This window comes from Sphaerisporangium perillae, assembly GCF_023276435.1.
GTDB lineage: Bacteria > Actinomycetota > Actinomycetes > Streptosporangiales > Streptosporangiaceae > Sphaerisporangium > Sphaerisporangium perillae.
Genome location: NZ_JALLPO010000013.1, coordinates 148,588 through 171,955 on the forward strand (window position 1 = coordinate 148,588; position 23,368 = coordinate 171,955).

At 68.6% G+C, this 23,368-nt stretch carries 20 protein-coding genes and 2 pseudogenes; 10 read left to right on the forward strand and 12 right to left on the reverse strand.

The features are described from left to right. Positions 1 to 89: 89 nt before the first annotated feature. Positions 90 to 1,643, forward strand: a pseudogene (locus tag MYF83_RS44275) (GH1 family beta-glucosidase); the annotation flags it as partial. Then, the gene (locus MYF83_RS44280) at positions 1,620 to 2,546 is read left to right on the forward strand and encodes a LacI family DNA-binding transcriptional regulator (protein ID WP_279339565.1); all 927 of its coding nucleotides are present in this window, start codon (positions 1,620 to 1,622) and stop codon (positions 2,544 to 2,546) included. The pseudogene MYF83_RS44275 and the gene MYF83_RS44280, both read left to right, overlap by 24 nt. Before the next feature lie 61 nt (positions 2,547 to 2,607). On the opposite strand, the gene MYF83_RS15075 is transcribed toward MYF83_RS44280, so the two are convergent. Continuing rightward, positions 2,608 to 2,898, reverse strand: coding sequence for a hypothetical protein (locus MYF83_RS15075; RefSeq protein ID WP_248960960.1), 291 nt, complete (start codon positions 2,896 to 2,898; stop codon positions 2,608 to 2,610). A gap of 374 nt (positions 2,899 to 3,272) precedes the next feature. Here MYF83_RS15075 and MYF83_RS15080 point away from each other — a divergent pair, with 374 nt between their 5' ends. Then, complete coding sequence (locus MYF83_RS15080; RefSeq protein WP_248960961.1) at positions 3,273 to 4,055, forward strand: hypothetical protein; 783 nt, start codon at positions 3,273 to 3,275, stop codon at positions 4,053 to 4,055. 31 nt (positions 4,056 to 4,086) lie between these two features. Here the strand turns inward: MYF83_RS15080 and MYF83_RS15085 are convergent, their stop codons facing one another. Further along, complete coding sequence (locus MYF83_RS15085; RefSeq protein ID WP_248960962.1) at positions 4,087 to 4,974, reverse strand: alpha/beta fold hydrolase; 888 nt, start codon at positions 4,972 to 4,974, stop codon at positions 4,087 to 4,089. A gap of 111 nt (positions 4,975 to 5,085) precedes the next feature. On the opposite strand from MYF83_RS15085, the gene MYF83_RS15090 reads away from it, so the two are divergent. Further along, positions 5,086 to 5,538 (forward strand): MarR family winged helix-turn-helix transcriptional regulator, encoded by a 453-nt coding sequence (locus MYF83_RS15090; protein WP_248960963.1) that lies wholly within the window; start codon positions 5,086 to 5,088, stop codon positions 5,536 to 5,538. A gap of 31 nt (positions 5,539 to 5,569) precedes the next feature. Here MYF83_RS15090 and MYF83_RS15095 read toward each other — a convergent pair whose 3' ends face one another. Both MYF83_RS15095 and MYF83_RS15100 read right to left on the reverse strand, forming a co-directional pair. Beyond that, positions 5,570 to 6,532 (reverse strand): ISKra4 family transposase, encoded by a 963-nt coding sequence (locus MYF83_RS15095; RefSeq protein ID WP_308201451.1) that lies wholly within the window; start codon positions 6,530 to 6,532, stop codon positions 5,570 to 5,572. Positions 6,533 to 6,771: 239 nt separating this feature from the next. After that, positions 6,772 to 7,266, reverse strand: coding sequence for a hypothetical protein (locus tag MYF83_RS15100; RefSeq protein WP_248960965.1), 495 nt, complete (start codon positions 7,264 to 7,266; stop codon positions 6,772 to 6,774). 325 nt (positions 7,267 to 7,591) lie between these two features. On the opposite strand from MYF83_RS15100, the gene MYF83_RS44285 reads away from it, so the two are divergent. After that, positions 7,592 to 7,927 (forward strand): integrase core domain-containing protein, encoded by a 336-nt coding sequence (locus tag MYF83_RS44285; RefSeq protein WP_372500159.1) that lies wholly within the window; start codon positions 7,592 to 7,594, stop codon positions 7,925 to 7,927. A 200-nt stretch (positions 7,928 to 8,127) separates the two neighbouring features. On the opposite strand, the gene MYF83_RS15105 is transcribed toward MYF83_RS44285, so the two are convergent. The 8 genes from MYF83_RS15105 to MYF83_RS15140 all read right to left on the reverse strand — a co-directional run bounded on the left by MYF83_RS15105 (position 8,128) and on the right by MYF83_RS15140 (position 19,514). Further along, positions 8,128 to 9,318, reverse strand: coding sequence for a thiolase family protein (locus MYF83_RS15105; protein ID WP_248960966.1), 1,191 nt, complete (start codon positions 9,316 to 9,318; stop codon positions 8,128 to 8,130). Beyond that, a complete protein-coding gene (locus MYF83_RS15110) occupies positions 9,315 to 11,081 on the reverse strand; it encodes a feruloyl-CoA synthase (protein WP_248960967.1) in 1,767 nt (588 codons plus the stop codon). Before MYF83_RS15110 ends, MYF83_RS15105 begins: the two co-directional genes overlap by 4 nt. A 162-nt stretch (positions 11,082 to 11,243) precedes the next feature. Continuing rightward, positions 11,244 to 11,870, reverse strand: coding sequence for a hypothetical protein (locus MYF83_RS15115; RefSeq protein WP_248960968.1), 627 nt, complete (start codon positions 11,868 to 11,870; stop codon positions 11,244 to 11,246). 58 nt (positions 11,871 to 11,928) lie between these two features. Beyond that, positions 11,929 to 13,983: a hydantoinase B/oxoprolinase family protein gene (locus tag MYF83_RS15120; RefSeq protein ID WP_248960969.1), complete on the reverse strand. Its 2,055-nt coding sequence runs from the start codon at positions 13,981 to 13,983 to the stop codon at positions 11,929 to 11,931. Beyond that, positions 13,980 to 16,112 carry a hydantoinase/oxoprolinase family protein gene (locus MYF83_RS15125; protein WP_248960970.1) on the reverse strand — a complete coding sequence of 711 codons (2,133 nt, stop codon included), beginning with the start codon at positions 16,110 to 16,112 and terminating at the stop codon, positions 13,980 to 13,982. Before MYF83_RS15125 ends, MYF83_RS15120 begins: the two co-directional genes overlap by 4 nt. Next, positions 16,109 to 16,483 (reverse strand): acetone carboxylase subunit gamma, encoded by a 375-nt coding sequence (locus MYF83_RS15130; protein ID WP_248960971.1) that lies wholly within the window; start codon positions 16,481 to 16,483, stop codon positions 16,109 to 16,111. The genes MYF83_RS15125 and MYF83_RS15130 overlap by 4 nt, the downstream gene beginning before the upstream one ends. 10 nt (positions 16,484 to 16,493) lie before the next feature. Then, entirely contained in the window at positions 16,494 to 18,383 is a 1,890-nt protein-coding gene (locus MYF83_RS15135) for a hydantoinase/oxoprolinase family protein (RefSeq protein ID WP_248960972.1), read from the reverse strand. A 171-nt stretch (positions 18,384 to 18,554) separates the two neighbouring features. Beyond that, the gene (locus MYF83_RS15140; RefSeq protein ID WP_248960973.1) at positions 18,555 to 19,514 is read right to left on the reverse strand and encodes an AraC-like ligand-binding domain-containing protein; all 960 of its coding nucleotides are present in this window, start codon (positions 19,512 to 19,514) and stop codon (positions 18,555 to 18,557) included. Between the two features lie 139 nt (positions 19,515 to 19,653). Here MYF83_RS15140 and MYF83_RS15145 point away from each other — a divergent pair, with 139 nt between their 5' ends. The 5 genes and pseudogenes from MYF83_RS15145 to MYF83_RS15165 all read left to right on the forward strand — a co-directional run bounded on the left by MYF83_RS15145 (position 19,654) and on the right by MYF83_RS15165 (position 23,091). Next, positions 19,654 to 19,977 carry a hypothetical protein gene (locus MYF83_RS15145; RefSeq protein WP_248960974.1) on the forward strand — a complete coding sequence of 108 codons (324 nt, stop codon included), beginning with the start codon at positions 19,654 to 19,656 and terminating at the stop codon, positions 19,975 to 19,977. Between the two features lie 45 nt (positions 19,978 to 20,022). Next, on the forward strand, positions 20,023 to 20,727 hold the full coding sequence (locus MYF83_RS15150; protein WP_308201455.1) for an MFS transporter: 705 nt from the start codon (positions 20,023 to 20,025) through the stop codon (positions 20,725 to 20,727). 33 nt (positions 20,728 to 20,760) lie between these two features. Continuing rightward, entirely contained in the window at positions 20,761 to 21,168 is a 408-nt protein-coding gene (locus tag MYF83_RS15155; protein WP_248960975.1) for a hypothetical protein, read from the forward strand. A gap of 294 nt (positions 21,169 to 21,462) precedes the next feature. After that, positions 21,463 to 22,032, forward strand: a pseudogene (locus tag MYF83_RS15160) (transposase); the annotation flags it as partial. 312 nt (positions 22,033 to 22,344) lie between these two features. After that, a complete protein-coding gene (locus tag MYF83_RS15165) occupies positions 22,345 to 23,091 on the forward strand; it encodes a Mut7-C RNAse domain-containing protein (protein ID WP_248960976.1) in 747 nt (248 codons plus the stop codon). The last annotated feature ends 277 nt before the right edge of the window (positions 23,092 to 23,368 follow it).

Below are 23,368 nucleotides of genomic sequence, written 5' to 3' on the forward strand. Positions count from 1 at the left end.
ACGGCGAGAATGGCTCTGCCGCTGTTCCCTCACATTGTGGCCGCAGCCGACCGGCCTCCGGCACAACGGCAGACAGGAGTCGTCGAACGATGTCCGCGACGAGCATCGCGACCAGGGGACAGACGCTCGCCTTCCCCGATGGGTTCATCTGGGGTGCCGCCACGGGCGCCTACCAGGTCGAGGGGGCCGTGCGGGAGGACGGCCGGGGCCCGTCGATCTGGGACACCTTCTGCGACAGGCCCGGCGCGATCGCGGACGGCCACACCGGCGAGGTGACCTGCGACCAATATCACCGGTACGCGGACGACATCCGCCTGATGGAGCGGCTCGGCCTGGAGGTCTACCGGTTCTCGGTGGCCTGGTCCAGGGTGCAGCCGAGCGGCTCCGGCCCGGTCAACGCGGCGGGCCTGGACTTCTACGAGCGACTGGTGGACAACCTGCTCGAGGCGGGCATCGAGCCGTACGTGACCCTCTACCACTGGGATCTTCCGCAGGCGCTCGAAGATCTCGGCGGCTGGGCTCGGCGGGACACGGCCTACCGGTTCGCCGACTACGCCGCGGTCGTCCACGACCGGCTCGGCGACCGTGTCGGCAATTGGATGACCATCAACGAGCCGTGGGTGGCGGCCTTCCTCGGGTACGGCATCGGCGTGCACGCGCCGGGCCGCACCTCCTCGGCGGACGCCTTCCGCGCCTCCCACCACCTGCTGCTCGCCCACGGGCTCGGCGTACAGGCGCTGCGCGGCGCGGGCGCCCGCGAGATCACGCTCACGCTCAACCTCGCGCCCGTGCTCACCCCAGGACAGGTGAACGACCCCGCCCTCACCCTGTCCCCCAAGGACGCCGAGGCGGTCGACCGGGTGGACTCGCTGATCAACCGGCAGTTCCTCGACCCGGTGCTGCGCGGCGAGTATCCGGCCAGGGTGCTGCCGATCGTCGAGCGCTTCGCCGGCCTCGCCCACATCCACGACGGCGACCTGGCGGTCATCAACCAGCCCATCGACCTGCTCGGGGTCAACTACTACACCCCCTGCGTCGTCCGATCCGGGCCCGGCGAGCCGGCCAACCCCGCCTACCCCGGCACCGAGGACATCGAGTTCACCGGCGCCTACGCCCCGACGACGGCCATGGGCTGGCCGATCGTGCCGACCGGCCTCTCCCAGCTCCTGCTGCGGCTCGCGCGGGACTACCCGGAGGTGGGCCTGCTGGTGACGGAGAACGGCGCCGCCTTCGAGGACGTGGTGACCGGCGACCGCGTGCACGACACCGACCGCACCGCCTTCATCGAGGGCCACCTGCGTGCGGCGCACGCCGCCATCGAGGCCGGAGCCGACCTGCGCGGATACCTGGTCTGGTCGCTGCTGGACAACTTCGAGTGGGCCGAGGGGTACAACAAGCGCTTCGGCATCGTCCACGTCGACTTCGAGACCCAGCGCAGGCTGCTCAAGGACAGCGCGCTGTGGTACCGCGAGGTGATCCGGCGCAACGGGGTGTGGAAGGAACGTGCCAGGCGTCCCACCCTGGAGGAGGTCGCGGCACGGGCGGGCGTGTCACGGTCGACGGTGTCCCGGGTGATCAACGGCCAGGCCACGGTCAGCCCGGAGTCCCGCGAGACCGTCATGGACGCCGTCAACGAGCTCGGCTACGTGCCGAACTCCGCGGCCCGGAGCCTGGTGACCCAGCGCACGGACACCGTCGGCCTGGTCGTACTCGACTCTCCCCTCGGAACCGGCAGCTCTCCCGGTGAAGATCCAGACGGCCCGCGCTTTGGGGCGGCGGGGGACGATCCGCTGTTCTCGGCGGTGGTCCGGTCGGCGGGGCACGCGCTGGAGGAGGCGGGCAAGCAGGTCACGCTGATGCTCGGCGGCTCGCGGGACAGCCGCCGGCGCGTCGAGAAGTACGTCGTCGCCGGGCACGTCGACGGCATCGTGATCGTGCCGGGCCGGGGCGCGGACCCGCTGCTCAGCGAGCTGGCCCGCACGGGCGTCCCCATGGTGTCCCTGGGCAGGCCCGCCGCCTCCCTGGCCGTCCCGTACGTCGGGGGCGACGACACCGGCGGCGCGAGGGCGGCGGTCACCCACCTGCTCGGCCAGGGCCGGCGCCGGATCGCCATGATCTGCGGGCCGCTGGAGAGCGCCGCCGCGCACGACCGGCTCGCGGGCTACCGCGACACCCTGCGTGACGCCGGCCGCAGGTCGGTCGTCGCCATGGGCGACCTCACCCGGGCGTCGGGTGCGAGGGCGATGCGCGAGCTGCTCCAGGACGACTCCTACTTGGACGCCGTCTTCGCGGCCGGCGACCTGATGGCGATCGGGGCGCTGAGCGTCCTGCACGAGGCCGGCCGCCGGGTGCCCGACGACGTCGCGGTGGTCGGATTCGACGACATCGAGGCCGCTTCGTACGCGACTCCGCCGCTCACCACGGTCCGCAGCCCGGCGGAGGACCAGGCCCGGGCCGCCGTCCGCCTGCTACTCCGCCAGATCGACGGCGGCCCGATCTCCTCGGTCATCCTCCCCACCGAACTGATCGTCCGCAGCTCCACGTGACGAGGTCGGAGAGCCGTGCACCTCACCTGCGCAGGCTGGAGGCCGGTGCCATGGACCGCCATCACCCGGGCTCGAAGGGGTCGAGGGGGCCCTGGAGCCTGGGGCGTTCGAGGGGAGACCGGCCGGAGGGAGGGTAGGCCGGCGGGCGCCATAGGTGGCGCGTGACAGCTGTCCGCGCGATCTGCGGCAGGGCCGTGGCGAACTGTTCCAGGTCGGCTGGGCCCTGCCGCACCCAGGGGCGGTTGTGCCGATCAGAACCGATGACGTTCCCCAGGGCCGATTCCAGGGCTTGGAGCAGCCGGGGCTGAGCCTCCATGGTCTCCGCGTCGTCCCTCGCCCAGGGCACGACCACGGTGGGGGCGGATCGCTGAGGCCATCGAGCCGGCGCAGAAGGAAGGGCGGCGACGGTGGCGCGGCGGGAGCGGAGCTGGCGGCGGCTGTGACCTCGCAGGCGGAGTGGACGGCCGGGGTGACCTCGGGTGCGGTGAGGAGTTTGCGCGCGCCACTATCCCGATAGCCGTCCGCTCGCTCGTACCGCATGCGGGCCTCACGGACCGCCTCAGCGAACCCGTGGGGGTCTCCCTCGGCGAAGTGCTCCAGGACCAGGATCTTCTTTGGGTGTAGCTCTTCTACAGTGACCTGCTGAGCTGGGCGTTTGCTGTCCTGGCTGTTTGATCGTGAAACCGCCTTCTACTGTGGGTGTAGGCGTGCGAGGCGGTGGCGGCGATGGCTTCGTTGCTGGAGGAACTGGCGCGGCGGCAGGCCGAGTCCCGGCAGTGGATTGAGGAGCTGGGTGAACAGCTCGCCGAGGTGCGGGCGCGGCTGGAGGCTGAGGAGACTCGGCTGTCTGGGCTGCTGGTCGCGCAGGAGGTGATGGAGGAGATCCTGGGCGAGGCGGGCCGGCTGATCGCGGACCCGGTCCTGGCGGGTGGGGATGCTGAGTCCGCAACGCGGCATGACGGACAGGACAGCGCGGCCGAGGTGGTGCGGCGGGGCGTGGTGACGGCGCCGTCCTGGTGTCCGAAAGTGGAGCCTTCGGTGTTGCCCCGGGCGTATCGGGATGTGTTGGAGGTGCTGGCCGATGCCGGGTGGGCGATGCGGGCCGGGAAGATCTCCTCAGCGTTGGGGCGGGGTGAGTCTGCCGCGGCGGTGGAGGGTCTGCGGGGCAAGCTGAGGCGGCTGGTGGAACGGGGCTGGCTGGCCCAGGATGAACCGGGGGCTGTTCGCCCTGACCTAGCAGGTCCGCCGGCAGATCGCCCGGTAGAGGGCAAGGGGCGGGCGGCAGTGGCTTGTCACCGTGATGCGCCGTGGTGGTGGTTGGGCGGGGGTTCTTGCTTGCCGGAGGTTCGAAGGTCCCCCGGGTGGGTCGCCGCCCGCCAAGCCTGCGAAGACCAGGCCCGTCAGACGTTAGGTGAGCCCGCCTACCAGCGTGCCTATCGTCCGCGTCCCCATTCTTCCGGGGTAACCGATGATCCCTTGAAGCATCGGTTTCGTGATCACGATTCATGATGGTCTAGCGAAAAACACCTTCTTAAGACCATCAGGCGGCGTCGACGCCTTCGATGAAACCGAGAACCGCCTTCGCCAGCGCCTCGGGGGCCTCCATCGCGGCGTAGTGGCCCACGCCGCCGAGTTGCACGGAACTGATCTCGGTCGACGCGGCCTGGGACATGGTGCGTGCCGTGAAGGGACCGCCGCCGGCGCCGACCGCCAGTACAGGCCTCTTCAACCTAGTAGATTCCGCGAGGGCCCTGATCTGGGGGCCTTCCCGCAGCATTGACTGGTAGAGGCCGATCGCGCCGCGCCAGCCGTCAGGACGTGAGTAGGTGCGGGCGAACTCGTCGATGTCGGCGTCGGTGATCGCTCCCGGGGTCGCGTTCATGGCCGGGAACGCGTACTGGCTGAGAAACTCGCGTTCGCGGCGGGCCAGCAGCAGTTCGGGGATGCCAGGTGCGGCGAGGACCCCGATGTGCCAGGCGCCGCCGCGGGTGACGTCGGCCAGCGCTTCGAGGCCGAATCCGGCCAGGCCCATCTCGATGGCGGTGAGGCTGAGCACGTCCTCGGGATGCGTGGTGGCCAGGCGGAAGACGGTCGCGCCGCTGATGTCCTGCCCGGTGAGGTGGACCGGGCCGACGCCGAGGTGCGCGATCAGCAGGTGGAGGTCTTCGGCCGAGGTCGTGCTGTCGTACTCTCCCGGCCCGTTGTCCGAGTCGCCAAAGCCGCGCAGATCGACGGCGAAGACGCGGTGGGCAACCGCAAGCAGGGGGATGAGCTTGTGAAAGGTCCACCAGGTCTCGGGGAACCCGTGGACCAGCAGGATCGGGGATCCGCTGGTTCCGGCGGCAACGTAGTGCAGCGTGGTCCCGTTGACCTCGGCGCGGTGGTGGGTGATCCCCGGCAGCGTGGTACCGGCTGGCGTGATGGTCATGCCTCTCCTCAATTCGACAGTCAGGGTGTCGAAATATAGACACTCTGACTGTCTTTTGTCCAGTCGGTGCCGTAGTCTTCTCCCATGTCTCGCGCTGGCGCCGATCTTGCGTTGTTGCTGCTGGGGGGCTTCCGCACGCTTGTGGACGCCGCGATCTCCGAGTTGGCCCAGCGCGGCCACGAGGACGTGCGTCCCGTCCACGACTTCGCCATGCGGGCCATCGCCGCGGGCGCCGACAGCGCCTCAGAACTGGGCCGCCGCCTGTCGATCTCCAAGCAGTCGGCGGCAAGGACCATCGCGGTGCTGCAAGAGCGCGGCTACGTCGCACGCGACCCTGACCCGAACGACGCCCGCCGCAAACGCCTCCAGGTCACCGCGCTGGGCTTCAAGGTGTTGCGCCAGGGAGAAGCGATCTTCGACGAGCTGCGCGACCAGTGGGGGCAGCAGATCGGTGCCGCTGAGCTCGAAGCCTTCGAGGCGCACCTGACGGCGCTGGTGGGCAGGCAGCCCGTGCGCTTCGACACACCGGGCTGGATCGCCCGTGACCTCGGCGAGTCGGACTGAGGCCCTGCGGCGAGATGGGTGACTGAAGCGATCAAGCCGTGAGGGCGTATCCGTCCTGGTAACCGCTCTGATGAACACGCTCGTGCTGCCGGGCGAGGTGGAAACTCCAGTACTCCTCGAAGTGACCGTTGGCGACCAACGCGCGGAGTTTCAGCACCGCTTCGGCTCCGGCCAGGCCCCAGCGTGCCCCGGCCAGGTCGAACCTGTCGGCGATCAGATGACGGCACGCGCCCTCGATCACTCCGGTCGCGATCGGCCATCCCGCATCGAGCGCCTGGTCATAGCGCAGGTGCTCGGCGTTGTTGGACAGATAGCGGATGCAGGCGTCGATGCCGTCGCGACGCCGGGCGCCGACGGTGGCGGCCTGGGCGGCCAGCGCGCTGATGACATGACCGGTGTGCCCGGCCAGCAGGGCCAGGGCGTGGGAGGCGACCCAGTCCTCCGCGGCCGGCGCGGCGGGCGGATACAGGCTCCACGCAGCAGCCCATAATTTCTCCAGTACGTGCACGAAGTCGATCACGATGTGGACGCGGATGCCGCGGCGGGCGGCCTGCGACGCGATCAGATCGAGCTGGTGCCGGGCCCCGTCGACGAGTACGACCCAGGGACGGACATGGCCGGGGTCGCGGGCCTCGGCATGGTTGAACACCTTGGCGATCACAGCGCCGGGGCCGGTGATGACCGAGCCGCACAGCCACTTGCGCATCGCGCGCGGCCGGGCCCGCGGCCGGCGCTGACCGGCTCGCCCGCCCGGGACGGCGATCACATCGTGCGGCCGCCGCGGCGCCGGTTCGGCGTCGTAGACCACCCCCAAGGTCGCCATCCTTTTGCGGGCCGCCTTCTCCCCGGCCGCCAGCCGCGTCCGGAACGTGCCGCAGCTCGCGCAGCGCCCGCAGATCAAGGTGCGCCTGCAGCAGCCGGCGCTGCAGCTCCCGCCCCTGCTCGACGATCGTCTCCTCCAGCCGGTCATGGGGCAGCGTCCCGGTCGCCGCATCGGCGAGGTATCCGATGAGACAGTTGAATGTGTTCTTCGCCTCCGCAAAGACGTCAGCGGTGAGGCCGGTGTCGTACGGTGCTTGCACAGGGCTCTTCCTTCGTCGGGAACGGTTGGGTTCGCACCTTCGAACCTGACGGCGGGAGAGCCCCGCCACAATCACCCGCCCGGTGACGGCGCGATTGCGTCCCGTGACGCCGCGCCATCCTGCTCGGCCACCTCGCGAGCCACCGGATCGGTCACCGTGAACAATCCCGGCCCCTCTTCCGCGCCCAGCCGCGTTCCATCAGCCGCTTTGGCTTGGACCGCAGCCCCTCCCGCTTGGCGGCCTCATCTGGCAATCCCATCGCCACCGCGATCTGCCCGGCACGCATCGCCGCACCGGCATCGGCCATGATCTCCACCGCGTCCCGGTAGGCGCGCGGCAGCACCCCCGCCTTCATGCCCGGCCGCCACGGCGGCACCGTCACCACACCCAGCACCGGCGGCCGCACCGGCGCTGCGCCCGCCCCGGCGAGGCCGACCTGTCCTTCGGGCTCATCGAGCGGCCGGGCTGCTTCGCCCAGGATCTCCTCCACGGTCTCCCGCGTGATCGTCAGCCGTGACAACCGGTCCTGCTCGTCCTCCAGCTGTGACGCCAGCGCGGCGATCTGCTCGTGGATTTCCTCGATCCGCTGCCGGACCACGGCTTCACGCCGCGCCAGTTCCCCCAGCAACGAGCCCATCGTCACCACCGCCTCACACCTTTGCACTCACAGTAAAAGGCGGTTCCCGGATCAAACAGTCACGTCCGCAAAGGCCCAGGTCAGACACTCACTGCAAAAGAGCTACACCCATCTTCTTTTCGGGGGCCATCAAATCAATGACCTTGGACCGGTCGTCAGCCACGGTTGTCTCCCTTCGGGAACGCCTCACGGCCGGTGAAGCGGCAGGCGTACTTATCCTCCCTCCTCGTGTGCTTCCGTCTGCTGTATCTGGTCTTCGTCCGGGTTGTGGGCTGGCTGATGCTGTTGGCCCGCAGCGACGCTTCCAAGGAAGTGGAAATTCTCGTACTGCGGCATGAGGTGGCGGTGCTCCGGCGCCAGGTCGCTCATCCACGGCCGGACTGGGCCGGCCGGGCTCGGCCCGGCACCGCGTAAGGCCTCGCCGAACTGGCGGCAGTTCGCTGGGACACTATGGCGTGAGTGCCTGGACCACGTGTTGGTCCATGGTGAGCGGCATCTGCGCCGGGTACTTGCCGAATTCGAGCGGCACTACAACGATCATCGGCCGCATCAGTCCCGAGATCAGCTGCCGCCACTGCACGAGCCCGGTCGAGTGATCGATATGAGGGTGCCGGTTCGACGGACCAAGGCAGTCTCGGGATTGATCAATCAGTACCGGCGAGCGGCTTAGCGATCCCCTGGGGAGCCAATACACGAGTATTGGCACGGCACAGGAGCGGCGCGAGAGCGCCTCAGTGGTCACGCCGTCAGTGTGGTTGGATTCGACAATAACCTCGGCTTGGTGCACCGCCCTGTTCGTACGCATGGTGCGGGATGAAGACGCCGTCCGTGACGCAGGTCGCCGCCATTCCGGCGATCGTTCGTGATGCGTCAGTCGGTCACTCGCACGACGATCGCCGCTCCGGTGTCACCTGCTGCGCACCCGGTGAACAGGCCGATCCCCCCGCCGCGCAGCCGTAGTTCCTCAATGAGCTCGGCGATGGACCGCAACCCGGTCGGCGCCTGTGGATGACCGAAAATGAGGCTGCATCCATAGGAGTTCATGCGCTCCAAGGGGAAACCAAGCTTGCGGGAGAAGTAAACGTCGTTGACCGCGAAGGGATTATGGGTGGTCACCGCGTCCACCTGATCAATACTCAGGCCGGCGTCGTTCAGGGCTGCGAGTGCCGCGGGTACCGGTGCCTCCGGCATGCGGCTCCGGCCGACCCTCGCCATGCCGGTGGCCAGAATGTGTACGACGCCCTCTCCTCCGCTGAGCTCCCTTGCCTGTGCCACAGAAGTGACGATCGCCCCGGCGCACCCGTCGGCCGGATGAGTCTGAGTGGCGAAGGTGTGTGTGCCGCCCGGCGCGGCCGACCGTAGCCTGGCGATTTCCTCTCGCACAACCGGGCGCACCCCCTCGTCGGCGTCAATCGTCGTCTTGGCGCCACGCCGCCCGGGAGCCTCTACGGGAACCAGATAGCGGCGCTGGAAGGCGCGGCCATCGGCGAGTGCCTTGTGGTATTGCTCCCAGCGCAGAATGGCCAGTTCGTCGAGTTCGGCCCGGGTAACTCCAGACTCCGCCGCCACGGCATCACCCGCGGCCAGCATGGATGTGCCCGCCCAGGGATCGTGGGCGAAGCTGTCGAGCACCCAGTGCGTGGATTGCGGTGCGCCGCCGGGTGCGTTAGGGCGAGGGTAGAGCACTTGCGGGCCGTTGCTCGTGCGATCGGTCACGACGACGAGCTGGGTGCCGCCACCCGACGTGACCCGGCCCGCCGCGGCCTCCAGGGATGCCACAGAGGTCGCGCACGCCTGGCTGATCATGGGGCCGGACAGCCCCAATGCGCCGATCTGGGCGGCCAGTAGAGAAGCGCCGTAGAAGATGTCGGGCTGGGGCACCGTCCAGCCCAGAACCAGCCCGTCGAGGGCGTCCGGGGTCAGGTGCCGCACGGCGAGGGCACGTGCTGTGACATCGGCGGCCAGATCAAGGGCCGAGACGTCGGCCAGTGAACCCTGCCACCGGGCGAACGGCGAGCTCCATGCGTGCCCGGCCGGAATCGCCACGTCCTGGTATTTCATGAACCCTCCTTGCGTGAAGAGACGATGACCTCGCCGGGCGGCGCGTCGCGGTAGAGAAGGCCGACCAGTTCTGCTCGTTGAGCCAGCACTCGCCGCTGATTCACATAGCCCTTGTCGGTGATCTCACCGGCGTCCAGAGTGGCTGGACGTGCCATGACCAGGAGCCGTTGAATCCGCGACGCCGAGCCGGCACTGGCGTTCAGCTCGCCCAGGATCGGCGCCAGGTACGCGGCCAGCTCGGCGGAATACAAGACCTCGCCCTGGGTGTCTGGGAGCTCGCCGAGCACGCGGCCGGCCTCGGTGGCATTGAGCCAGGCCAGGGCGCACACGTCGCCACGGTTCTCTCCGACTATGACGGCGTCGGAGAGAACCGGCGCGGCCGACAGGAGCGCGGTGCGCAGCGAGCCCACGCGTACGAAGGTGCCGGTGGACAACTTGAAGTCCTCGGCGAGGCGCCCGCGGAACAGCAGCCCCGCATTGGGGTCGGCCGGATCGGCGAAGCTCACCGCATCCCCGGGGCAGTAGAAGCCCTCCTCGTCGAAGGCCGCGTCGGACAGATCCGGGCGGCGGTGGTAACCCGGCGTGATCAGCTTGCCCCGTACGCGAATCTCATAACTGTCCTCGTCGGCCGGAACGAGCTTGAGCGTCACACCCGGCAGCGGAACGCCGATGCAGCGCGCGTCGGTGTAGTCGAAGTGGGCCGTGGTGGCCGCCGGCGCCGTCTCCGTCGTGCCCCAAGATCCGGTCACCGGAATGTCTCGTCCGGTGGCCTCCCGGGCAAGCACCTTCAGCCGATGCCGCAGCGTGGACGGCAGCGCCGCCGCCGCGTTGAACAGCAGGCGGATACGGTCGAAGAACCGCTCGGCAAGATCGTGGTCCCGCTCCAATGCAGGAACGAGCTGCGCCCAGCCGGATGGCACGTTGAACGCCAGCGTGGGTGATACGTCCCGATAGTTGGCCAGGCTCCTGGCCAGCAGTCCGGGGGTCGGGCGTCCATCGTCGATGTGGAGAGTGCCACCGTTGGCCAGCACCATGTTTACGTTGTGATTGCCGCCGAAGGTGTGGCTCCACGGTAACCAGTCCACGAGCACGGGTCGCTCCCCCGTCAGGAACGGCCAGACCTGCCGCATCATCTGCTGATTGGCGCACAACATGCCGTGGGTGGTGATGACACCCTTCGGCATCCCCGTCGAGCCGGAGGTGAACAAGATCTTGGCAACGGTGTCATCGGCGATCTGCGCACCGGCGTCCGCCACCTCCCTGCCGGGCGCCGTCGAGAGCAACGCGTCCAGTGAGTGCTCAGCCGGGCCGCCCACCGCGGAAATCAGCATCGGGTCGCCGCCCAGCGCCGACACCGCGGGACGGAACGGCTCGACGTCCTCGGCGTACACCGCGCCCGGCCGTACGAGTTCGCCGATCATCTTGATTCGGGCGTGGTCACGGCTCTGCAGCGAGTACGCCACACTGATCGGTACCACCGGGATACCGGCGGTCATCGCGCCGAGCGTCATCAGCAGATGCCCGACGGAGTTGCCGGACAGGACCATCAGCGGCCGCTCGCTCGACAGGCCTCGCTCGTGCAGTGCCTGCCCTATCGAGTCGGCGGCGGCGAGCGCCTGGCTGTACGTCTTGCCCCACCACGTCCCGTCCGGCCCGCGCTGGGCGACGAGCATTTGCTCGGGGTCGAGCGCGGCCCACCCCCGTAGCATCTCGACGACGCCGCCGGGGCTGGGCTGCAGTGGCGTAGCCGACTCCAGCAGCACGCAGCCGTCCGCGCGGTCCCGGCGGACGATCGACGGGCGTGAGTACAGGTGCGCTACTTTTTTCATGGCTACGACTCCTCGGGCTCGGGAGAGCCTTGGTGGGCGGCGACCGGTCCGGACGGTCGCCGCCCCCTCGTATACGGAAGGGGACGAACGGGGCGGTCAGCCGCGTACGGCGTTGATCCAGTCCCGCAGCACTTCGATGTCGGTGTGACGGGAGAGTTGCCGGTCCGTCACGGTGACCCCGCGTCCCGCACCCGGCGTGTCCAGCGAGACGACGGTGGCCGCGGCCAGCCCATACCGGGTGACCGGGTGGCACAGTGCCAGTGCCTGGTGGAAGCGCGCGACATTGGCCAGGGTCGACAGGCCGGCGCCGGAGGGTTCGGCGTGGTCGCCGATCAGGATGACGTCCGCTCCGGCGGCCAGGAACCTCCTTCCCAGCGCCAGTACGGCGTCGGCTGCGGCGTCGGGTCCGGCCGCGCAGCAATCCATGATCGCGGCAGGGCCGGGCAACTCCGCGACCAGCGCGATCCGGTCCCCCGCCGAGGCGCGCAGCCGGCGGGTCGCTTCGAGGGCGACGTCGAGCTGCTCGCTGGAGAGGAGTCGCGCCGTGTCGGGGCAGCCGACCAGGAGCACCTCGGGGGCGGTGACGGGCACGCCGTCCGGATCCACCGCTTCGGTCAGATCCCGCAGTGCGTTGGCGAGATGGGTGGGGTCGTAGACGAAGTCCTCGGCGTCGCGTTCCTGGATACGAGCCGCCACTTGCAGTGCCAGGGGAATGGCGAGCACGCCGCCCTCTTGACCGGCAAGCAGCGCCCGTACCGCATTGCGAGGGGTAGTCACCGGATCACATCCGGATCAGCGGGGTGACGACCGAGCCGTCGGGCCAGGAGCCGAAGAACTCTAGGATCTCCTCCGGCGGCTTGCGCTGAGACCAGTCGGCCTCGAACTCCTCGTAAGGCCGGCCCCGCTCCAGCCGGGCCGCGATCATGCTCTCCCGGCTCGCCCGGGTGGCCTCGTCGTCGACCCGGCCGCTGACCGGGTCGATCGCGACGCCGTAGATGTCGCGGGCCACATGGACGGAGACCAGGTTCTTGGTGACGTCGGCTGCCACGGAAGCCGGATCGCGGGCGAGCGGATCGCCGTACCCCGTACCTCCGGTCGACAGGCCGACGATGATGCTCTGCCCACCCGGCACCGGGTGCACCGCGCTGCCGTAGGGCCCGGACACGACGGTGCCGCCGAACTCGCCCCGCAGCAGTGCCTCCAGCGTCAGAGTTCCTGTCTTGGCCGAGGCCATCGCCTCGGCGACGTCGATGCCGTCAAGCCTGATGCCGGGCACGGTGGGCGGGGCGTACCCGCCGAAGAGTGGCTGCGGCGTCTGGATGACGGAGTTGTCGGCGATCGCCATCTGGAACAGCATCGGCACGTGGTGGGTGACCCACAACTGGGCCGTTCCGACCCCTCCGCGGTGCTTGCCGTGCCCGCCGCTGTCCTTCCAGTGCGAGGAGAACGGGATCAGCATGGGGAACTCGTTCTCCATGCTCTCCACGTCCGGGGCGCGACCGAACGCGCACCATGGGAAGCCGTAGGCGTCCATGCCGTCGCTGGTGGCCCGGGCGCCCTGGCCCTCGGTGTTGATCGGATAGGCGATCATGTCGGCAAAGTTGGCACCCCACTGGCTGACTCCGGCGAGCACGATGGCGTTGCCGCCGTTGCCCTGACTGGCGGCCACCTGCTTCCACTCGTCGGAGCCGAATCTGGCACGGCTGATGCAGTTGGCCACGGCGCTCATGGCGCCGGTCGCCGCCATCACCGAGCAGGACGTGGCGGCCCGCGCGTCGGGCGAGAGGATCGAGTTCGGCGGGAAGACGAAGTCGATCGGCTCGAAGGTGGCCGAGCTGACCGGCAGGTCGTGGAAGACGTACTCGTAGATGTAGTTGGCCATGTGGCCGATGACGGCCTGCGGGTGGGCGTTGTAGCTCGACGGGGTCTCCGGGCTGGTGCCGGTGAAGTCGAACAGCAGGTGGTCGCCCTTCTTGATCATCGTCATCGCGCAGTTGCGGATGAGGCCGGGAGCCAGCCCGGCCGCGTCGCTGAAGGTCACCGTCCGGTAGGTGCCATCGGGCCAGTGAGCGATGCGCTTGCGGGCGCCCGCCTCTGCTTCGTCGAGCATCCGGCGCATAAGCCCGACCACGAAGTCCTTGCCCTCGCGGGCGATCATCTCCAGCAGCCGCACCCGCACCCGGTCGGCTGTGGTCGCACGGGCCCGCATGTCCACCGTGACGTTGGCCTCGGCGCGGATGCCGAAGGCGGCGAACATCTCCAGGACATCGGTGTTGATCTGAAAGTCGGTTCCGACGCGCATGGGCGGCAGGTTCATGCCCTCCTGGAACCGGGCGGTGGCCGCCAGCGGCATCCCACCCGGCTCCACCGCGCCGGTCTCGGTGGTGTGGGACAGCGCCGCCGTCCACGCCACCAGCTCGCCTTCGAAGAACACCGGCATGATCGCAACTTGGTCGGGGTTGTGGATTCCGCCGTAGAGCGCGTCGTTGGTATACCAGATGTCCCCGTCGTTGATCCCGGGGTTCTTCGAGTGCCGGGACAGGATGTACTTGATGACGATCGGGGGGATGACCGCGTGCAGGTAGGTGCCCGCCGAGGCGTTTACCAGATCGCCGGCCGCGTTGAAGATCGCCACGATCGAGTCGCCGGCCACGCCCATGGACGACCGGGACGAGCGCATGAAGATCTCGTATCCCTCGTCGAGAATGTCGGCGGTACGCTGCACCCCGATCTCGTAGTCGCCGGGTCGCAGCGAGTCGGCGCAGGCGCGCTCGTACGCGCTGGGAGCGGAGACCTTCAGTGCCGCGAGCTTCTCCTCCAGTGTCGGGTGGCTCATCGCCCGCCCTCCTTCTCGATGACGCCGAGTGCGTGCTGGTCGATGCTCATTTGCTGGCCGGGCGGAACGACGATCGTCGAGTACTCCATCTCGACGATCGCCGGGCCAGTGACGACATTGCCCGGCCGGAGTGCGTCGAAGGCGAAGACCTCGGTATCGCGCCGTTCGCCGAGTTCGGGCCAGTACGCCGGTCTGGCGCCGGAACGGGCCGCCGACGGGTCGGCGGCTTCGAGTGGATAGGTGGGCAGATCGAGCTTCTCGGTGAGAACGGTGGCCTTGAGGACGATGGCGTCGAGGTAGACCCCGCCGGGCCGGTTCACCACATGAGGGCTGAAGGCGTCGGCGAACTCCTTTTCGAACTCCTCGTACACGAGGCGGGCGTCGTCATCGGACTCTATGGTGATGACCGGCGAAGAGACTCGCTTGACCTGCACCAGCCCGCCGTACAGCATGTCGAGTTCGACGCTGAAGACGGTCTCACGGTCGCTCAGCCCCTCGGCCTCCAGATCCTTTCGTGCGCGCCGCATCAGCTCCTCAACCCGGGCGTTGAACGCCTCCAGGTCGATCACGATCTCCTCGGTGACGGGCGCCATGAACTGCATACGGCCGCTCTGTTCGTAGACGTGCATGATGTCCATGACGGAGCTGCCCAGCGCCGAGAAGACCGGAGCCTGCGGGAAGATCACCGCGGTGGGCACGTCGGCACGGTAGCCCGCCACGTGCGTAGGCCCGCCACCGCCGAAGGCGAACAGGACGAAGTCCTCCGGGTGGTAGCCGCGCAGGTGGACCTCACGCTTGATCGCCGAGGCCATGTTCTGCTCGACGATGCGGCGGACGAGGGCGGCCGCCTCGTCCACGGTCACGCCGAGCGGATCGGCGATCTTCGTACGGATCGCTTCTACAGCCTTGTCCCTGTTCAGGGGCATGTTGCCGCCGAAGTACCCATCCGGGGAGATGTAGCCGAGAACGACGTCGGCGTCGGTGACGGTGGGCTCGGTACCGCCCAGGTCGTAGCAGACCGGACCCGGGTAGGACCCGGCGCTGCGCGGCCCCACCTCCAGGCGGCCGCCGAGCAGGTCGTTGATCCAGGCGATTGAGCCGCCCCCCGCACCCATGGTGGTCGTCTGCAGCATCGAGATGCCGACCATCCATCGATCGATGATCGGCCGGAACTCGTACGACCGGACTGACGCGTCCACCACCATGCCGACGTCGAAGCTGGTACCGCCGACGTCCGAGGCGATCACGTTGCGGTAGCCGAGTGCCTTGCCGATGTGGAAGGAACCCATCAAGCCGGAGACCGGTCCGCCGTTGAAGGTCCGGCTGGCGGTGGTCTTGAAGATCTCCGCACTGCCGCCGGTATTGTGGGTGAGCAGGAACGTGCCCCGGTAACCGTTCTCCCGCAACTGGTCCCAGGTGGTCTCCAGCTCGAATTTGATGCTGGTCTGCAGATAGGCGTCCAGCACGGCGGTCATGGTCCGCTCGTACTCGCCGACCTTGCCGACAACCTCGTGCGACAGGACCACCGGCAGATAGCCGACGTGGTAGCTCTTGTACTCCTCGCGGATGATCCGGCGGATCACCCGCTCGTGCTCCGGGTTGGCGAACGACCACAGCAGCGACACGGCGATGGCGCGGGCTCCCCGGTCGACGAGGTCGCGCAGCTTGGCGCGCACGTCGTCCTCGTCCAGCGCCCGGATCACGTTCCCGGCCGAGTCGATCCGCTCGGCCACGCCGACGATCATGTCGCGCCGCACCAGTGGCTCGGGCTTGCGCTGCACGGCCAGATTGCGGCGCTCGCCGATACGCGTTCCGTCGGTCCACTGGGCGCCGCGGCCGATGAGGATCGCGTCCTCGTGGCCCTCGGTGGTGATCAGACCAAGCCTGGGCCCCTTCCGCTCGATCAGCCGGTTCATCGCCACCGTCGTGGAGTACCGGACGATCTCGATGTGCGGCAGCACCTCCTGTAGCGGGCGACCGAGCTGAGCGGCCCCGGCGTGCAACACGTTGAGGAAGCCGACCGACAGGTCGTAGGGCGTGGTGGGCGACTTGGCAACGACCCGCCGGTCGTCCCAGGTCAGCACCATGTCGGTGAAGGTGCCGCCCACATCGATGTCGATCGCCTTCATCGGGTCGCCTCCAGCTTGCCGTGCTCGTCGATGCGAACCGCGCCCGAAGCGAGCCGGGCCATGATGGCGTCGACGTCCAGCGCGGTGTCCTGGGTCAGGGGGTGGCCGGGGGGCAGGTATTCGGTTTCCACCTGCCTTCCGCAACCGGGGCAGTAGAACTCGACGATGCGGATCCAGTCGCCGTTGGGCGCGAAGGTGTACGCGCCCTCCAGCACCGGCGGATGCACCTCGCGGGGATCGCGTTCGGCCACCAGGAGGCCGCGCTTGTAGTCCGAGCGCAGCGGCCCGAAGTCGTGCCCGCACTCGTGGCAGTGCCAGCGTTCGGTGTCCAGGTCGGCATCGAGATACTCGCCGACGTGCAGTCTGGGCATGTCTCGTCTCCTACTCGCGGGTCAGGGACGCATCGCCGAACGCGTCTGTGGACAGGGACCAGCCGCGGGTGACCAGCCAGGTGTAACTGCCGCCGTCGACCAGCAGCGGCCCGGTCAGGTCGACGCTGGCCAGTTCGACGCCGTCGTAAGTGGCCAGCGAACCGTCGGCGCCGAAAGGCGAGGGCCGGCCTCCGGTCGCCTCGGTCTCGCCCGGTCCGTCGATTTCCGACTGCCGCAGCCTTGGCAGCGGATGGCGTGCGGTGAGTCGGACGAGCGTCGGCTCGCCGTCGTGCGGTGCGGGCGGCAGCTCGCCTTCCCCCTGTACCGCGCCCTTCGCTGACCTGACGTCCCAGTGGAGGAACGCGACGGAGGGGTCGAATCCCTCGGCCCGCAGGTCCCGGCGCGCCTGGTCCGCCAGGTGTGCGCCGACGCTTTCCAGGTGCCCGCGGTCGGTCAGGGCCGACTCGTAAACATGCACCACATCGGAGATGGCCGAGCCGTAGGCCGAGTAGACGTGCCCGTAGCGGAAGAACCTCGCGTTGCGGGCACCGAGCCGTTCGGCGACGGCGGTGACGAACAACGGGCCGTTGCCTCCGTAAGCGTAGATGACGCAGTCGGCCGGATCCCAGCCCGCCTCTTCGGCGGTCCCCCTGGCGAGTTGGGCGACGGCGTCCCAGGCGGCCTCGACGACAGCCTGGGCGGCGGCCGGCGGGGCCAGCCCGAGCGGCGTGCCGACGTGCTTGTCGAGCGCGGTCCGGGCGCGGTCGGCGTCGAGGACGCGTTTGCCTCCCAGGAAGGCGGTTGGTGAGATGAACCCGCACAGAAAGAACGCGTCGGTGACCGTGGCGTTGCGGCCGCCGAGCCCATAGCAGGCCGGTCCCGGCGCGGCGCCCATGCTGTCGGGGCCGAGCACGACCCGGCCGTCGGTCACCCGGGCGACGCTGCCCCCGCCCAGGGCCATCGAGCGCAGCAACGGCATGTCCAGCCGCAGCGGAATGTCGAAGAGGTGGCCCGATTCCTTGGAGACCACCTGGCCGGCCCGTACCGCGCTGGCCTTGGCGGTGGTGCCGCCCACGTCGATCGCGATGACCTTGTCGTCGCCGAACCTGCCCGCTGTGACCGCGCAGGCGTGCGTGCCGAACAGCGGCCCGGACTCGATGGTGTCGAACGCCTTGGTCTTGCCAATGCGCGCGACGCCTCCGTTGATGTGGCCGATCAGGACGTTTCCCTGCCAGCCGTGCTCGTCGCGGACGATCTCCTCGGCCCGGTAGAGCGAGGTGGCCAGGGCGGGGTGCACATAAGCGTTGATGAGAGAGGCGACGGTACGCGTGCTGTCGTCCGGGCGGAGCACCACGTCGCTACCGGCCAGCGCTGGGATAGAGCCGAGGAAGTGGTCCGGGTAGTCCTGCGCGATCATGTCGATGATGCGCCGTTCGGCTTGGCCGTCAGGGAAGGCGTCGCGCAGGCTGACGTTGATGCGGCGGATGCCCTTGTCCAGCAGTGATTTGATCGCCAGCCGCAGTTCGTGCTCGTCGGCGTCCGAGGGGATGCCGCTGATGTCCCCGGCCGAGACCAGCACGCCGACGACCGCCCGCGCGGCCTCCTCGTCGTACAGATCCTTCTCGTGGCCGGCGCTGACCAGCAGGCCGAGCTTGGGGCCGACCCGCTGGGCGAGGACGTTCGACGTGATGGTGGACGACCACCGGATCACCTCGACCCGGTCAAGGAAAGAGCGCAGGTCGGCAAAGCCGAACTCCCGCTGAGCCGCCTTGAGGATGTCCAGGAACGCGACCGTTACATCGTGGGGTGTCGTCTCGACCTTGAGCGCCAGGACCGTCCCGCCTCCGCAGACGAGGCCGTCGGTCATGGTGCCGCCGGTGTCGATGTCGACGTTGTACATGCCAACACCTCCAATTCGAACGTGAGCCGGCGAAGCCGGCTCACCGCCGCGGTGTGACACACCCGACAGCGTCACGGAGATGTTCGACAAATTACGCGTGTAACGTCAATGCTTCGTAGTGTTAACTACGCCGGTCGCACAGAGGACTGCACGATCGGCACAGAACGTCGTTCAGGTGCGGCGCAACGCCATCTCGCGGAACAGGCGCGGGGTGATGCCTTCGACCGCGCGGAAGAGCCGGGCGAACGCCGACGGGTTCACCATGCCGTGCGATTCGGCGATCCGTGCGATCGGCCGCTGTGCCAGCCGGGGATCGGCGAGATCCCGGCGGATCGCGATCAGGCGCTCCTGCCGAATCTGGGTGCTTACTGACCGTTCGTGGCGTTCGAACAGCGCGTGCAGCCGCCGTACCGAGATCCCGTGCCGGTGCGCGATGAGCGCGGGATCGAGGGATGGGTCGGCGTGGTGTTCGGCGATGAAGGCCAGGACCGAGTGCAGGAGCACCGCGTCCCGGTCCGCGACGTCCCATGGCTTGCCGAAGTGAGAGCGGACCATCGTCGCGATCAGGTCGGCGGCGTTCTCACCGAGAGCGGCCGCACCCGGATCGCCCTCGAAGAAACGGGCCTCGGTGGCCAGGTTGCGCAGGAACTGGAAGACCACCCGTGCGACGCCGCGCTCGGACGACAGCGGGACGGCAGTGATCTGCGCCAACTCGCTCTCCGGGCGGCGTAGCTTCACCTTGGGTAGCAGGAAGACCTGCCAGTGGAATCGCTCCTCCATCACCAAGGTGAACGGCCGCGAGCTGTCATACACGACCATGTCACCTGGCCCAAGGACGGCCTCCCTGCCGTCCTGGATCAGGATCGATCCCCCCTGCAGGGGTGTCCCGATCTGCACGGTCTCGGGATCGCCGCGGCGCAGGCAGGCCTGGTCGCGGGTGTACACGTGATCGCCACCGACCACGTCCCTGATGCGCAGCGATCCGAGGGTGCTGCATGCCATGCCCGCCTGCGGGACGCGGTCATGACGGGGGTCGATGCTCACCGGAAGGATCTGATTGCAGACGACCTCCAGCCAGAACTGCAGGCGTTGCGCAGGAGGTTGAGTGCTTGTCACGAATTTGTCACCCACGGCCTCTCCCCTGAACGAGTAATTCCGAATACGGGGTTCTCAGATGGTGGGAGGGTCTCCAGCATCGGGGTGTGACGACCGCGCTGGACACCCTACTGACGGCACTGTATGTGCATATCGAGTGCGCCACGAGGTTCTGTTGCGCACGCAACTCGGCCAGCGGCGCTACCACGTGCGCCTGGCCAACGCCCTGCTGATGGCGGCCGAGATGGAGGCGATGCTCGCCGAAACCCTCGGCTGCGATCCGCCGCCGCCCGTTGACGATCTCCGCGCCGCCCGGGGCCAGCCGCTCCGCCTCGGCCCAGCACTGGTCCGCCCGGTCGAGGTCGCCCTGCTGGGCGTGGATGCGAGCCAGCAGGTCCAGCACGGCCACGCTGGGCTCCCCTTGGAGATCCTCCAGCAGCTCCGCGGCCTCGCCGTGGCGCCAGGGTCCTGGCCTGGCCAAGGACCAGCTCGCGGGTGATGGAAGGGGACATGCGTCCCGGCCCGCAACGCACTACTGGCCGACATCGTCCCCGCCTCCGCCCACGGCACCACCACAGCGACCACCATCGCGCTGGGCCTTTACGTCGCCTACAACGCCGCCGCCACGCTCGCCTCGGTCCCGGCCGGACACCTCGCCGACCGGCTCGGCGCCCGCGGCTCGGTCCGCGTGCTGGCCGGTGGAGTCGCCTCCTTCGCCGCCGCCTACACCCTGTTCGCCGTCACCAGCCCGGCCATCGCTCTGCTCGCGGTCCCGTTCGTCCTGGCTGGGATCGGCATCGGCGCCGTCGAAACCGCCCAGCACGCCGCGGTCGCCACCCTCGCCCCAACGGGCCTACGCGGTTCGGCCTTCGGTCTACTGGCCACCGTCCAGTCCCTGGGCAATCTCGCCGCCAGCGGCATCGCCGGCCTTCTATGGACCCTCGCCTCTCCGGCCACCGCGTTCTTCTATCTGACCGCCTGGATGATCCTCGCCTTGATCGGCTTGCTCTTCACCGCCCGACCGATCGTGATGCCCGACCCCTGCCTCACGTGCCTGACACTGATCCAGCGTCACTACCTGCGCAAAGAGCGATTAGCTAGAGATAAACATCGTGCTCAACGGCCGGCCCACGCTCCGCGTCTCCTGGGCAGGCGGCCGGAACCGGTACATCCTCGCCTACTGCCGGACGATCCCTCTGTGCCAAGCTCAAGTGGGACATATGGTGATGAAGTTCCCCGTGTGGCATGAGTAGGGCGAGACTTGGTGTAGCAGGCTGTGACGATGACGAAGCACGACCTGGAGGCCGGCGGGCCTCGGGCTGATCGACCGAAGCGCCGGCACTTCTCGGCGGAGTACAAATTGCGGGTGGTCGCCGAGTACGACGCCGCCTCGTCCGGCGAGAAGGGTGCCATTCTCCGGCGTGAGGGGTTGTATGACTCCAGCATTCAGTTGTGGCGTAAGCAGCGCGACGAGGGCGCCTTGAAGGGCGTGTCCGGAGAAAAGCAGGTCACTTCGGGCGAGGCGGCGAGGGAGCGGGCGAAGGAGAAGGCTGAGAGGGAGAAACTGGAGCGCGAGAACGCCCGTCTGAAGAAGAAGCTCGCGCAGACCGAGGCCGCCCTGGAGATCATGGGGAAGTGGCACGCGCTCTTGGAGACGATGTCCGAGAGCGCGGACTCGGAGAACTCGTGACCGGGCTGCGCGACGAAGCCCGTGAGCAACTCGAACCCCATGTCGGCATTCAAGGGTCATGCATGCTGACCGGGATCAACCGATCGACGCTGTATCGGCGGCGGGCGCCGAAGCAGAGCAGGCCGGAAACGGTGCGGCCGACCCCGCCGAACGCGCTGTCCAAGGAAGAATGCGATGAGCTGATCCGAGTTCTCAATAGCCGCGAGTTCGTGGACAAGTCGCCTCGCCAAGTGTGGGCGATCTTGATCGATCGCGGCGTCTACCTGGCGTCGGTGTCGACGATGTACCGGGGTGATGCGTGCGCAGGGCCTGGTCCGCGAGCGGCGTGCTCTGGCCCGGCACGAGGCCAAGAAGAAACCGCATCTGGTCGCCAGAGCTCCCAATGAGGTGTGGAGCTGGGATATCACCAAGCTCCCGTCCGTCGAGCGGGGAAAGTACTTCGAGCTGTATGTGATGATCGACATCTTCTCGCGGTGCGTGGTGCATTGGGAGGTGCACGTCCGCGAATCTGCGGAGCTTGCGAAGCAGTTCATTGAGAACTGCATCCGGGCCAATGGCGGAACTGCGCCGCGGACGATTCACTCCGACCGGGGCCCGTCGATGACGTCGAAGTCAGTGGCGAACCTGCTGTCGGACCTGGACATCGTAAAGTCACATTCTCGGCCGAAGGTGAGCAACGACAACCCGTACAGCGAGGCGAACTTCAAGACTATGAAGTATTGCCCGACATTCCCGGAGGTGTTCGGGTCGGCGCAGGACGCGCGAACGTTCTGCCGTCGATTCTTCGAGTACTACAATCATCGGCACTATCATTCGGGAATCGGGCTGCACACGCCATTTACCGTGCATATCGGCACCGCGCAGGCTATTCAAGGGTCGGGGCGCACACCGCGATCGCCAAGCGGCTGGCACTGCCGGTTCCGGAGCCGCCGTCGAACGCGCTCGACAGAGACTCGTAATTGGGCGGCTCGACCTCGGTGAGCCGAGTGGACCGTCCGACCTCGACGATGCCGCGCGCCAGGTTGTAGTCGAACTGGATCGACCGAGCCACCTCGGGCATTTCCTCCGAAGGAACCGGGACCCAGATGGCCGGGGTGATCGTCTCGATCCTCCCGGAGATCTGGTTCTCCCGGCGGAAGCCGTAAACGAACAGGACGGTCGTGTAGGCCGCCTGGCATGCTGGGCCTTGTGGGGGAGCAGGGGCTGTGCCTGCTGGTCGAGCGTGGGTTGTGGGTGTTCCTCGCGCCGCGGCACCGGCGGGACGAGGTGCGTGTGACCTGCGATGGGACCTCGTCGCTAGGCCATGTGGTCGAGTCGGTCGGCGTCCCGCTGCCCGAGGTGGGCCGGCTGGTCGTGGACGGCCGGGCGGTGTCACCCTCGTACCGGCCGGCGGCGGGGGACGTCGTGCGCGTCCTCGCGGTGCGGCGGCCGCAGCCGGTCCCGTCCCACCGGTTCCTTCTCGACGTGCATCTGGGGACGCTCGCGCGGCGGCTGCGCCTGGTCGGGGTGGACGCCGCCTACGACAACGATCTCGACGACGACACCCTGATCGCCTGGGCGAACGCCGAGCGGCGCGTGCTGCTGACCCGGGACCGGGGGCTGCTGCGCCGCCGGAGCCTCTGGCTCGGGGCGCACGTGCGGGGATCGAGGCCGGAGGAGCAGTTCCTCGACGTCCTCACGCGTTTCGCGCCCCCGCTGGCGCCGTGGACGAGGTGCACGGCGTGCAACGGCGCGCTCGCGCCGGTGGGGAAGGACGAGGTCGAGCGCTCGCTGCGGCCGGGCACCCGCCGCAGCTACGACGCCTTCGCTCGGTGCCTCGCGTGCGGCCGGGTGTACTGGCGTGGGGCGCACGGACCCCACCTGGAGGCGATCGTGGCCGAGGCGGAGAGCGCCGTCGCCGTGTCCGCCGCCGGCTCGCGGTGAGCGGATGGCGGTATGAGGGATGGGCCCATGGCGAGATGATGCCGGACCGGTGGTGACAGAGGTGGGAATCCCCTGGTGACACAGGTGGAGGCCGTGGTGGCGGGTGGTGAGGGGGTGGCGGTAGGGGGTGAAGTGGGGTGGCCCCGTGTTGAGCCGGTCGGTGGCCCCAGACAGAACGGGGCACCCATTGGGAAACGGGACGGAGGCCCCCCTGTTCTGCAATCATGACTTTTTGTAGCCTCGCCCTGTCGAACGGGGAAACGCGACATGACCGGCG